Here is a 12,960-nt window from a genome sequence, read left to right as displayed (position 1 = left end):
TCAAAAGTCCACGGAGGCGGACATGAAGACCGTTCTCGGCGCGCCGAGCGAAATCGTGCCGAACGATGCAACGCCTGCCCAGTATCGGCGATCGAACGCATTGAGCACGCCGGCGCGCCATGTGGTCGACTTGCCATAAATCTTCGTCTTGTAGCGCGCGCCGAAGTCGAATGTCGTCCACGCGGGGACGGACTGCGTATTGGCTTGATCGATGTACTCGCGGCCCGTAAGGTTGACGGCGCTCGTCAGCGTCAGGCCGCTGATCCAGGGGGTATCCCATTCGGCGCCCGCGTTGGCCATCCAACCCGGAACGCCGACGGGGCGGTTTCCGACCGTTGCCGGATTGTTCGTTTTCGTGAGCGAGGCATCGATCCAGGTTATGCCGCCGAGCAGCCGCACGCCGTTGATGGGCTCGCCCGAGACGTTCAGCTCGATGCCCTGGTTGCGCTGTTCGCTGTCCACAGCGAACGTCGTGCCGAACAACTGTCCGCTCGGCTTCGTGATCCTGAACGCCGCGAGCGTTGCGAGAACGCCGCCGAACTCGGCCTTGACACCGACTTCCTGCTGTTGCGTCTTGTACGGTGCGAACACCTGTCCGGCATTCGAAGCCGTAACCGGTGCGATATCGCCTTTGCTCAGGCCTTCGATGTAATTCGCGTAGAGCGAGATGTTCCGCCAAGGTTTCACGACGATGCCGGCGAGCGGCGTGACGGCACTGTCGTTATACGATGAGGAGCGAGCCCCCGTCGTCGCGTTGAAGTTGTCCGATTGCACATGCTGCTGCCGCACGCCGAGCGTCAATTGGACGCGTTCGTCGAATGCGCTCAATGTGTCCGCGAGCGCGAGGCCGGTCAATGTGGACGCCGATATCTTCGGCACACGCGTTGGCGCGGCCACGTTCGGCTCGGCGCTCGCAACCGGCGAATAGATGTTCGAAAGGATGGCACGGCCCGTGTTGTTCGCGCTCGCGACGCGGTCCTGATAGGCGCTGGCTTGGAACACGACGGCATGCTTGACGGGCCCCGTATCGAAGCGGGCGCGTACACCCGTATCCGCGGTTGACCGGTTGACTTGGAAGTTGGCATTGAACGGAGTCGACGACGTGTTGCCCAGTGCATCGAGGATCGTCGGCGTCTGGTCCGAGAAGCGCGCGACATCGGTTTTCGCGCCGCCTGCGTCGGCGAACACCGTCATAGCATCGTTGACGTCGTATTCGGCATGCAGCAGCGTCGACATTTCGTTGGCTTTCCACCAACCCCATGGCTGACTGACGTTGCGGCGGCCATCGGGCGCGTCCGGCACCGGGACACCCGGCGCGACGAGGAACGGCCGCGTGGGCGCATCGACCCACTGGTATTGCTCGATCAGGTCGAGCGACGCGCGCAAGCGTTCGCCTTGATAATCGAGCGACAAGTGGCCGACTTCCGCTCGCGACTTTTGATTGTCGAGGGCCGTGTCGCCTTGTCGATGCAAGCCGTTGAAACGAATGCCGAACTGCCGGTCGCTGCCGAACCGGCGGCTCAGGTCGACGGATTCGCCTATTTGGGACTCCGAAGCATAGTCGAGCGTGACGCGCGTCAAGTCCTTGTTGAGCGGGCGTTTGGGGACGACGTTGACCACGCCGCCGACGCCGCTCCCCGGCGACATCCCGTACAAGAGCGCCCCCGGCCCTTTGAGTATTTCGACGCGCTCGAGGTATTCGGTGAAGAGGTGGTAGTTGGGCGAAACGCCATAGACACCGTCGAATGCGATCTCGCTGATGTTCCCTTCGTTGATCGGAAAACCGCGGATGTAGAACGAATCGGTCACGCCGCCGATCTGCCCGGTGAAGCGGCTTGAAGGGTCTTTGCCGACGACTTCCGCAAGCGTGGTGGCGTTCTCGTCTTCCATCGTTTGCGACGTATAGTTCGTCACGCTGAACGGCGTATCGGCGACGCGCTTATTGCCAAGGAGTCCTAACTGTCCGCCTTGCGCGAGCTGGCCGCCCGGCAATGCGGGCGGCAATTCCGTCGATGCCTGGGCACGAACGACGACCGCCGGCAATGCATGCTCGGTCTGTATCTTCTTCGTCGCGCCCGCCTCCTCGGTGGCTTCCGCAGCGGTTTGGGCATAGCTTTGCGCGAAGCCGGCGGCGAGAGCCCCGGCGAACAGAAGGCGAACGGCCGTCGAGAGCCGCGATGGAATCGGCGAAGGCGAGGCCGCCGACGAAGATGCTGGCCAACCTATGGCGCTGGCCCTGGCGCTGCGATGCCACTGCATGACGATGGATTTCCTCTTCTTGGTGATCGATGCGGACGTTTGCGGGTCTGCACACGTCTCGGTGAAGACGGGTGAACAGTAATCGAAATAGGAATCATTAGCAATAGCATTCGTAAGAATTTTAAAAGGCGTTGGCTTGATACGGGGCGAGCAGTCGGGTTCGCCGAGGCGGCGCGCTTGGGCGCAGGTTGAGGTCGGAAAGGCGCTACGCCGATTGCGGATTTGCGACCGGGAAGCGGAACCTACGCGCGGGAAGTCTGGGTGGGCGAGCGAGCGGGCCGTTCAACGGTCCGCCCTTGCGGTGACACTTATGCGAGGGTCTCTTTTTGCGTTGCCGACAGGCGCCAGGCCGTACGTTGCGAGAGACGCGCGATAGCCTCAGGCGTGGAATGCGAGGCCCTTGTCGATCGCCACGCCGCCGGTCGCGAGCGGCGCGACTTGCTTGCGGCGCTCGCGCGTCGGCGCGGTTCCGAACGCGTCGCGATAGCTCTTGCTGAAATGACAAGCCGACTGAAACCCGCAAGCCATCGTGATATGCATGATCGACATGTCGGTCTGCAGCAGCAGCTCGCGCGCGCGCCGCAACCGTAGCGTCAAGTAGTAGTGAGTCGGCGTCATCCCGAGATGCTCGCGGAAAAGCCGTTGTAGTTGCCGCTGCGACATATTCGCCAGCCTCGCGAGCTCCTCGCGCGAGAGCGGCTCTTCGATGTTGCTCTCCATCAGCGAGATCACTTCGAAGAGCGACTTGTTCGCCGAGCCGAGCCGCGCCACGAGCGGCATGCGTTGCTGCGCCTTCGGATCGCGCACGTGTTCGACGATGAACTGCTCCGCGATTTGGGTCACGCGCGCCGTGCCCACACGCGGCGCGATCAGATGCAGCATCATGTCGAGCGGGGCGACGCCTCCCGTGCAGGTCACGCGATCGCGATCGATGACGAAAAGCTCCTTCAAGAACCGCGTTCCAGGGAACTCTTCTTTCAGCGCGGACATGTTCTCCCAGTGGATCGCGCAAGCATAGCCGTCGAGCAGCCCGGCCCGCGCGAGCGCATACGTGCCGGTGCAGAGGCTGCCCAGCACGACGCCCGAGCGCGCGAAGCGGCGCAGCTCCGAAAGGTGCGCCGGCGTCGTCGAATGCTGAACGTCGATGCCGCCACAGACGAACACGACGTCGGGAACTTGCTCGAGCGAGCTGACCGGGACCGTCTCGACCGAAAGCCCGTTGCTGGCGGTGACCGGCCCACCGTCGGGGCTGACGACCGACCAGCGATAAAGCGTCTCTCCGCTCAGATAGTTCGCCATCCTGAGCACTTCGATCGCGTTCGAGAACGCGATCATCGTGAAGTTCGGCAGAGCCATAAACGCGAACTTCGCGAGCGACGCGGTACGGTCGGTTGACATGGGGCGTTCCTTCGATCCTCGGTGTTGCCGCCGATGTGGGGATTCGGCTCTTGCATTGTCCGATTCGTGGCAACAAGCATGCCATACGGCTTAACCCTAACCGGCATAAGGGCCGGAGCCGCATGCTGCACTGCCATCGTGCGCGAGGCGCTTCGGCTGGGCGCATGAGCGGCGCCGCCGTGGTGCGTGGCGGCGACTTGTCCAAAACGGACGTATGTGTCGTAAAAGGCAAAGAACGCGTCTGAATTCATCAATCCCCGCCAAAGGCGAACGACAAGAATAGAGCCGTCGTCAACGAAAGCCGGCGGCGCCCCAAGTCAAGCCAAGCCTGGCGCGGCGCTGCGCAGGACCCCACTACGGAAACGTCATGTCGAACACACAGTCGTTTTTCACGCAGACTCTCGCCGAGCGCGACTCGCGCGTCCGCGGCGCCATCCTGAAGGAACTCGAGCGCCAGCAATCGCAGGTCGAGCTGATCGCCTCGGAAAATATCGTTTCTCACGCGGTGCTCGAAGCGCAAGGCTCCGTACTGACCAATAAATACGCCGAAGGCTATCCGGGCAAACGCTACTACGGCGGCTGCGAGTTCGTCGACGAAGTCGAAGCGCTCGCCATCGAGCGCGTCAAGAAGCTCTTCAACGCCGGCTATGCGAACGTGCAGCCTCATTCGGGCGCGCAAGCGAACGGCTCGGTCATGCTCGCGCTCGCGAAGCCGGGCGATACGATTCTCGGCATGTCGCTCGATGCGGGCGGCCACCTCACGCACGGCGCGAAGCCCGCGTTGTCGGGCAAATGGTTCAACGCCGTCCAGTACGGCGTCGATCGCGAGACGATGCGCATCGACTACGACAGGATCGAGGAGCTCGCCCGCGAGCACAAGCCGAGCCTCATCATCGCCGGCTTCTCGGCCTACCCGCGCGTACTCGACTTCGCGCGCTTTCGTGCCATCGCGGACAGCGTCGGCGCGAAGCTGATGGTCGACATGGCCCACATCGCGGGCGTGATCGCGGCCGGCCGTCATCCGAATCCGATCGAGCATGCCCACGTCGTGACATCGACCACGCACAAGACGCTGCGCGGCCCTCGCGGCGGGTTCGTGCTGACGAACGACGAAGACATCGCGAAGAAGATCAACTCGGCGGTGTTCCCCGGCCTGCAAGGCGGACCGCTGATGCACGTGATCGCCGGCAAGGCCGTCGCGTTCGGCGAGGCGCTCGAGCCGAGCTTCAAGCAGTACATCGACAGCGTGCTCGCAAACGCACAGGCGCTCGGCGCCGTGTTGCGCGAGGGCGGCGTCGATCTCGTCACGGGCGGCACCGACAATCACCTCCTGCTCGTCGATTTGCGTCCCAAGGGACTGAAGGGCACGCAAGTCGAAGTCGCGCTCGAGCGGGCCGGCATCACCTGCAACAAGAACGGCATTCCGTTCGACACGGAAAAGCCGACCGTGACATCGGGCGTTCGCCTCGGCACGCCGGCCGGTACTTCGCGCGGATTCGGCGTGGCGGAGTTCGGTCAGATCGGCCGCCTCATTCTCGAGGTACTCGATGCGCTGACGCATCACCCGGACGGCCATGCCGAAACGGAGCAGCGCGTGCGCCGCGAGATATTCGCGCTTTGCGAGCGCTTCCCGATCTATCCCTCACGCGTCTAAGAACCGGAGCAAGCGATGTCCACTCTGCACGAGAACAGCATCATCATCGACGGCCTCAATATCTCGAAGTTCGATCAGTCCGTCTTCGAGGACATGCGTAAAGGCGGCATCACGGCCGCGAACTGCACCGTGTCCGTCTGGGAGAGCTTCGCGAAGACGGTCGACAACATTGCGCAGATGAAGCAACAGATTCGCGCGCACAGCGAAATTCTGACGCTCGTGCGCACGACGGACGACATCGCGCGAGCCAAGCGAGAGAACAAGACGGGCATCATCCTCGGTTTTCAGAACGCCCATGCGTTCGAGGACAACCTCGGCTACATCGAGGCGTTCGCGGATATGGGCGTTCGCGTCGTCCAGCTCTGCTACAACACGCAGAACCTCGTCGGCACCGGCTGCTACGAGCGTGACGGCGGGCTTTCGGACTTCGGGCGTGAAGTCATCACCGAGATGAATCGCGTCGGGATCATGGTCGATCTGTCGCATGTCGGCGGCAATACGTCGTCCGAGGCCATCGCGTTCTCGAAGAAGCCCGTCTGCTATTCGCACTGCCTGCCATCCGGGCTCAAGGAGCATCCGCGCAATAAGAGCGATGCTCAGCTGAAGGAGATCGCGGATGCCGGCGGTTTCGTCGGCGTGACGATGTTCGCGCCGTTCCTGAAGCGCGGCATCGACGCGACGATCGACGATTACATCGAGGCAATCGATTACGTCGTCAATGTCGTGGGCGAGGACGCGGTCGGTATCGGCACAGACTTCACGCAGGGCTATAGCGTCGATTTCTTCGACTGGCTCACGCACGACAAGGGCCGCTATCGCCGCCTGACCAACTTCGGCAAAGTCGTCAACCCGGAAGGCATTCGCACGATCGGCGAGTTCCCGAACCTGACCGCCGCGATGGAGCGCGCGGGCTGGAGCGAGGGGCGCATCCGCAAGATCATGGGCGAGAACTGGGTGCGCGTCTTCCGCGAAGTGTGGGGCGCCTGACGCCGCATCGCACGTTTCCCGATTCGTTTTCTCAACAAGGCCACTTCATGCAACCGCAACTGCCGATCGACGTCAATCCCGAGACGGGCGTCTGGACTACCGACGCGCTGCCGATGCTTTACGTGCCGCGTCACTTCTTCACGAACAACCACGTTGCCGTCGAGGAGGCGCTGGGCCGAGAAACCTATGCGGAAATCCTCTATCGCGCGGGCTACAAGTCGGCCTATCACTGGTGCGACAAGGAAGCGAAGCAGCATGGCCTCGCGGGCATGGCGGTCTTCGAGCACTACCTGAAGCGCCTGTCGCAACGCGGATGGGGGCTCTTCAAGGTCATCGAAGCCGATCCGTCGCGCGCCCATGCACGAATCGAGTTGCGGCACTCTTCGTTCGTGCTCGCGCAACCCGACAAGCGCGGCAAGCTTTGCTACATGTTTGCCGGTTGGTTCGCGGGCGCCATGGACTGGGTCAACGATACGAGCGCCGGCGCGCGCGGACCGCGTTCGCAATCGAAGGAAACGCAATGCGCGGGCGAGGGCCACGATCATTGCGTGTTCGAGGTCTCGCCGCTCGCCTGAGCCAAGCGCGGGAATAGCTGTTGAGCTAGCTGTAAAGCGCGTAGAGCGCCACGACACGGCGCCTGGAAATTGCATTAGAGGTCGATCGAGATGCGCTACCCCAATCTGTTCAAGCCGCTGACGTTAAACACGCTCACGCTGCGCAACCGTATCGTCAGCACGGCGCACGCGGAGGTCTATGCGGAGCCGGGCGGGCTGCCCGGCGATCGCTATATCCGCTACTACGAGGAAAAGGCGAAGGGCGGCGTAGGCCTCGCGGTGTGCGGCGGCTCGAGCCCCGTCTCGATCGATAGCCCGCAGGGCTGGTGGAAATCGGTCAATCTCTCGACCGACAAGATCATCGATCCGCTATCGCGCCTCGCCGAAGCGATGCATCGTCACGGCGCGAAGATCATGATCCAGGCGACGCACATGGGCCGCCGCTCCGCATTTCATGGCGAGCATTGGCCCCACCTGATGTCGCCGTCGGGCGTGCGCGAGCCCGTGCACCGCGGCAACGCGAAGATCATCGAGGTCGAGGAGATCCGCCGCATCATCGGCGACTTCGCCGCGGCAGCCAAGCGCGTGCAGCAAGCCGGCATGGACGGTATCGAGATCTCGGCCGCGCACCAGCATTTGATCGACCAGTTCTGGAGCCCGCGCACGAACTTCCGCACGGACGAGTGGGGCGGCAGTCTGCAAAACCGGCTGCGCTTCGGCGTCGAGGTGCTGCAGGCGGTGCGCGAGGCCGTCGGCAAGGACTTCGTCGTGGGCTTACGCATGTGCGGCGACGAGTTCCATGAAGACGGTCTCGATCACGATCAGTTGAAGGAGATCGCGCAAGCGATGTCCGAAACGGGACTCATCGATTACCTCGGCGTCATTGGTTCCGGCGCCGACACGCACAATACGCTCGCGAACTGCATGCCGCCGATGGCACTGCCGCCCGAGCCGTTCGTGCATCTGGCGGCGGGCATCAAGTCCGTCGTCAAGGTTCCCGTGATGCATGCGCAGAGCATCCGCGACGCGGGGCAGGCCGAGCGGCTGCTCGCAAGCGGCATGATCGACCTCGTCGGCATGACGCGCGCTCAGATCGCCGATCCGCACATGGTCATCAAGATCCGCGACGGCCGTGAAGACGAGATCAAGCAGTGCGTCGGCGCGAACTACTGCATCGACCGCCAGTACAACGGGCTCGACGTGCTCTGCGTGCAAAACGCCGCGACTTCGCGCGAGGCGACGATGCCGCACGTCATCGAGAAATCGCGCGGGCCGAAGCGCAAAGTCGTCGTCGTCGGCGCGGGCCCCGCGGGTCTCGAAGCGGCGCGCGTCGCGCGTTCGCGCGGCCACGACGTCGTCCTCTTCGAAAAGAGCACGGAAGTCGGGGGGCAGATCATGCTCGCCTCGAAGGCACCGCAGCGCGAGCAAATGGCGGGCATCGTGCGCTGGTTCGATATGGAAACGAAACGCCTTGGCGTCGATCGGCGTCTCGGCGTGGAAGCCGACGACAAGACGATCATGGCCGAGAAGCCGGACATCATCGTGCTCGCCACCGGCGGCCGTGCATTCTCCGATCAGGTGCCCGCATGGGGTGTCGCCGACGGGCTCGCGGTCAGCTCATGGGACGTGCTGTCGGGCCGCGTCGAACTCAAGCAGAACGTGCTCGTCTACGACGGCGTCAGCACCCACGCGGGCGCGGGCGTAGCCGACTTTATCGCGAGCCGCGGCTCCAAGGTCGAGATCGTGACGCCCGACGTGAAGGTGGCGGACGACTGCGGCGGTACGACCTTCCCGATCTTCTACCGGCGCCTCTATGCGCAAGGCGTGATCCATACACCGAACTACTGGCTCGACCGCGTGTACGAGGAAGACGGCAAAAAGATCGCGGTGCTGCGCAACGAGTATACGGAAGAACTGGAGGAGCGCGCCGTCGATCAGGTCGTGATCGAGAACGGCTCGACGCCGAACGACGCGCTCTACTGGAAGCTCAAGGCGGAATCGTTGAATCGCGGCCAGGTCGATGTTCACAAGCTGTTCGCGGCCGAACCGCAGCCGTGCCTTGCCGAAACGCTTGGCAACGGCCGCTTCCTGCTCTTCCGTGTCGGCGATTGCATCTCGATGCACAACATCCACGGCGCGATCTACGACTCGCTTCGTCTTTGTAAGGACTTCTAATCATGAGCCCGGCGTTCATGATCACGGGGCTGCTCTGGCTGTCGATGGCAGGCCTCGCTTACGCACTCGCGCGCCGCGCGTCGTACTGGCGTCTCGGACGCGCCACGCCGGCCGGCATGTACGGCTGGACCGACTTGTTGAGGATACCTAAACGATATTTCGTCGACCTTCACCATGTCGTGGCGCGTGATCCGTATATCGCCCGCACGCACGTGGCGACGGCCGGCGGCGCAATCGCCGCACTCGCGCTCGTCTTCGTCAACTATGGGCTGGCGATCTATTCGCCGTGGCTCGACAGGCTGATCGCCGTCGCCGCACTGGCGATGCTGGTCGGCGTCGTGTTCGTCTGGCGCCGCCGGCGCGATGCGAGCGCGATTCCGGCGAGGCTCTCGCGCGGCCCGTGGAATACGCTTCCCTGGTTGCTCGGCTCGTTCGCCATCGGCCTGGCGCTGCTGACCTTGTTGCCGGCAGCGGCGATGTCGGGTGCGCTCGCCGTCGTCATCGCTCTGCTGATCGCGACGGGCGCATTCGCCATGACGTTCGGCGCGGCGCGAGGCGGCCCGATGAAGCACGCGCTCGCTGGGCTGATGCATCTCGCTTTCCACCCGCGGCGCGAGCGTTTCGGCGCGGGCGATGCCGAGGCGTTCCCGCCGACGGCACTGAAGACGCCCGATCTGCAGGCGCGCGAATACGGCGTCGCGACGCCGGCCACGTTCCGCTGGAATCAGCTGCTGAGCTTCGACGCCTGCGTGCAATGCGGCAAGTGCGAGGCGGCATGCCCCGCGTTCGCCGCGGGCCAACCGCTGAACCCCAAGAAGCTGATCCAGGACCTCGTGACCGGGATGGTCGGCGGCACCGATGCCCAGTACGCCGGCAGCCCGAGCCCCGGCATTCCGCTCGGCAAGCACGGCGGCAAGCCGGACCTGCCGATCGTCTCGGCGTTGATCGAAGCCGATACGCTCTGGTCGTGCACGACTTGCCGCGCTTGCGTGCAGGAGTGCCCGATGCTGATCGAGCACGTCGATGCGATCGTCGATATGCGCCGCAACCGCACGCTGACGGAGGGCGACTTGCCCGGCAAAGCGCCCGAAGTGCTCGCGAATCTGCGCGAGACGGGCAGCGCCGGTGGATACGACATTGCCGCGCGCTATGACTGGGCCGTCGACCTGAACGCGCGTGTCGCCGCGCCGGGGCAGACGGTAGAGATCCTGCTCGTTGCCGGCGAAGGCGCGTTCGATATGCGCTATCAGCGCACGCTGCGAGCGCTCGTCAAGATCCTCAACGAGGCCGGCGTCGACTATGCGGTGCTGGGCGGGCGCGAGACCGATACGGGCGACGTGGCGCGGCGTCTCGGCGACGAAGCGACGTTCCAGCGCATGGCGAAGCGCCTGATCTCGACGCTCGACACGCTGAGCTTCAAGCGGATCGTGACGGCCGATCCTCACGTGATGCACAGCTTGCGCAACGAATACCGCGCGCTCGGCAGGCAATACACCGTGCAGCACCATACTTCGCTCATCGCCGAGCTCGTCGAGAAAGGCAAGCTTTCGGCGAAGGCATCGGCCGCGCTGGCGGATAAGCGCATCACCTATCACGATCCCTGCTACCTGGGCCGCTACAACGGCGAAACGGAAGCGCCGCGGCGCGCGTTGAAGTCGATCGGCATCAAGGTCGTCGAAATGGAGCGCCACGGCATGCGCGGGCGCTGCTGCGGCGGCGGTGGCGGCGCGCCGTTGACGGACATCCCGGGCAAGGCGCGGATTCCCGATATCCGCATGGCCGACGCGCGGGCGATCGGTGCCGAAGTCGTCGCGGTCGGCTGCCCGAACTGTACCGCGATGCTCGAAGGCGTCGTCGGGCCGAGGCCTGAAGTACTCGATGTCGCCGAGCTCGTGGCGGCCGCACTGGAGTAAGCGCGATGAATACGATCAAGCGAATCGACCCGCGCCGGCCCTTCACGATCACCCGCTCGGGACTCAAGCGGATCACGCTCGGCGAGGCATTCGTCGCGGGGGCAGCGGTCGACGGCGCGCTGCCGCTGCCGATCCACGGGCAGGCGCAGGCGAAGCCGCGCCGTGCAATCGTCAATCCAGAGCGCGTCTTGCTCGTCGCGGCCCATAGTGATCGCGGCGCGCTCGACGAGCCTGCACGGCAGGCCGTCGCCGCGGCGGCGATCGTCGCCGACGCGCGCACCGAAGTCGTACTCGTGGTTTTCGGCGAGCTGAACGACGACGCCGCAGAGCTCGGCGCGGACAAGCTGATCGAGTTCCGCTCGCTCGGACGCCCGGCGTTCGCGCCCGATCGTGAGCTTGAAGCACTCGATCGTTGCGTTGCCCATTGCAAGCCGGCGCATATCCTCATGCCCGACAACGCGACCGGCGATGGCGATCTGGGCCGCCGGTACGCGGCGCTCAAGCGCGCGAGTATCGCAACCCACGTTGTCGAGATCGATGCCGAGCATGTCGGCACCTACGTCGACGCGGGCAGGAAATACGCGACGCGGGCATGGCCCGATGTCATCCTTCTCGCGCCTGATGCCGTATCGGCCAAGCTGCCGTTCACAGGCGCGGGCCAACCGATCGATGTCTCGGACGCGAAGGAAGCCGGTTCGGCCGACGGGCGCATCGATTCGAAGCCGTATGGAGATCTGGGCACGAGTCAGCTGGATGCCGCCGACGTCGCGCTCGAGGAAGCGGATTTCATCGTCTCGGCCGGCAACGGCGTCACCGATATTGCGGCGTTCGAGGGCTTGGCGCGCACGCTCGGCGCCGCGATCGGCGCGAGCCGCGTCGCCGTCGACAACGGACATTTCACGCGCGACAAGCAAGTCGGCGCGACCGGGAAGACCGTCAATGCAAGTGTCTATATCGCCTTCGGCATTTCGGGCGCTGTTCAGCACCTGCAAGGGATCAAGGATTGCCGCCATGTCATAGCGGTCAATCTCGACGCGAGCGCACCGATCGCGAAGCGCGCGAATCTGACGATCGTCGGCGACGCGCGCGAGACGATTGCGGCGCTGACCGAAGCGGTGTCCTCCGCCCGTGCGGCGGGCGTCTCCGGGGGCGAACCGCTCGCACACGGTAGCAAGAAACTGACGGAAGGAGTCGCGGCATGAGCGCAACCGAAAGGCTCGGACGAATCGCGGTACTGGTTTCGATCGGGAAACACCGCGTCAGTGCGGCGTCGTGCTACAGCCGCAACGACGCGCTCGCGCTCGAAATCGGACGGCGGCTCGCGCGTGCGCACGACGCCGCACTCGACGTGTTGCACGCAGGCGACGCTGCGGATCCGGCGCTTCAAGACTATCTGGCGCTCGGCGCCGAGCGCATCGACGTGCTCGAGTGCCGCGAGGGCGACGATGCGTCGGAAGCGCTGGCAAGACGCCTGCGTGGAACATCGCTCGTTCTCACCGGCACGCGCGCGGAAGGCGCCTACGATTCGGGGATGCTCCCCTATCGCCTCGCGGCGGAACTCGGCTATGCGTTGATCGATTCGGCTCTCGATATCGCGGTCGAAGGCGAGCGCGCCACCGTTACGCAGTTCATGCCGAAGGGCGTGCGCCGGCGTGTCCAGGCCGCGTTGCCCGCGGTCGTCGCTGTGCACCCGCAGGCGAGCACGCAGCCTCGCTACGCCTATGCGCGGATACCCGACGGTGCCATTGTCCCCGAGGCCAAGCCCGTGCGCCGCGATATGGAGGCCGCCGAATGGCGCGTCGCGCCCGCGCAACGCAAGCCGATCAAACTGGTGGCGGCGGAGAAGCGCTCGGGTCATGCGCGGATGCTGATGGCAACGACAACCGAGAGCCGCGGCGGAAACGTCGTAATTGAAGGAACTTCGGTCGAAAAAGCGCAAGTCATCCTCGACTATTTGCGCGAGCATCGACTCGTCGACTACTGATGCCGAGGCCCCAGGGCCGGCACGTCGAGCACTCGA

Annotated in this window: 9 protein-coding genes; 7 read left to right on the top strand and 2 right to left on the bottom strand. The window is 64.5% G+C overall.

The window, feature by feature from the left end; translation table 11 throughout:
- Together C9I57_RS00170 and C9I57_RS00165 are read right to left on the bottom strand one after the other, a co-directional pair.
- A complete protein-coding gene (locus C9I57_RS00170) occupies positions 1-2,259 on the bottom strand; it encodes a TonB-dependent receptor (protein ID WP_107148650.1) in 2,259 nt (752 codons plus the stop codon).
- A 378-nt stretch (positions 2,260-2,637) separates the two neighbouring features.
- Complete coding sequence (locus C9I57_RS00165; RefSeq protein ID WP_107148649.1) at positions 2,638-3,657, bottom strand: GlxA family transcriptional regulator; 1,020 nt, start codon at positions 3,655-3,657, stop codon at positions 2,638-2,640.
- Positions 3,658-4,024: 367 nt separating this feature from the next.
- On the opposite strand from C9I57_RS00165, the gene C9I57_RS00155 reads away from it, so the two are divergent.
- From C9I57_RS00155 to C9I57_RS00125, 7 genes are all read left to right on the top strand, one after another.
- Positions 4,025-5,311, top strand: a complete 1,287-nt coding sequence (locus C9I57_RS00155) for a serine hydroxymethyltransferase (RefSeq protein ID WP_107148647.1) — start codon at positions 4,025-4,027, stop codon at positions 5,309-5,311.
- Positions 5,312-5,326: 15 nt separating this feature from the next.
- Entirely contained in the window at positions 5,327-6,298 is a 972-nt protein-coding gene (locus tag C9I57_RS00150; protein ID WP_107148646.1) for a dipeptidase, read from the top strand.
- Positions 6,299-6,345: 47 nt separating this feature from the next.
- A complete protein-coding gene (locus C9I57_RS00145; RefSeq protein WP_107149202.1) occupies positions 6,346-6,873 on the top strand; it encodes a DUF5943 domain-containing protein in 528 nt (175 codons plus the stop codon).
- Between the two features lie 90 nt (positions 6,874-6,963).
- Positions 6,964-9,027 carry an NADH:flavin oxidoreductase gene (locus tag C9I57_RS00140; RefSeq protein WP_107148645.1) on the top strand — a complete coding sequence of 688 codons (2,064 nt, stop codon included), beginning with the start codon at positions 6,964-6,966 and terminating at the stop codon, positions 9,025-9,027.
- A gap of 2 nt (positions 9,028-9,029) precedes the next feature.
- Positions 9,030-10,940 carry a (Fe-S)-binding protein gene (locus C9I57_RS00135; protein WP_107148644.1) on the top strand — a complete coding sequence of 637 codons (1,911 nt, stop codon included), beginning with the start codon at positions 9,030-9,032 and terminating at the stop codon, positions 10,938-10,940.
- A 5-nt stretch (positions 10,941-10,945) separates the two neighbouring features.
- Positions 10,946-12,142, top strand: a complete 1,197-nt coding sequence (locus C9I57_RS00130) for an electron transfer flavoprotein subunit alpha/FixB family protein (protein WP_107148643.1) — start codon at positions 10,946-10,948, stop codon at positions 12,140-12,142.
- Positions 12,139-12,924, top strand: a complete 786-nt coding sequence (locus C9I57_RS00125) for a drug:proton antiporter (RefSeq protein WP_107148642.1) — start codon at positions 12,139-12,141, stop codon at positions 12,922-12,924. The genes C9I57_RS00130 and C9I57_RS00125 overlap by 4 nt, the downstream gene beginning before the upstream one ends.
- Positions 12,925-12,960: the final 36 nt, after the last annotated feature.

Origin of the sequence: Trinickia symbiotica (genome assembly GCF_003028655.1) — a bacterium.
In the GTDB taxonomy this organism is placed as follows: domain Bacteria; phylum Pseudomonadota; class Gammaproteobacteria; order Burkholderiales; family Burkholderiaceae; genus Trinickia; species Trinickia symbiotica_A.
This window is presented reverse-complemented; position numbering and strand designations above follow the sequence as displayed.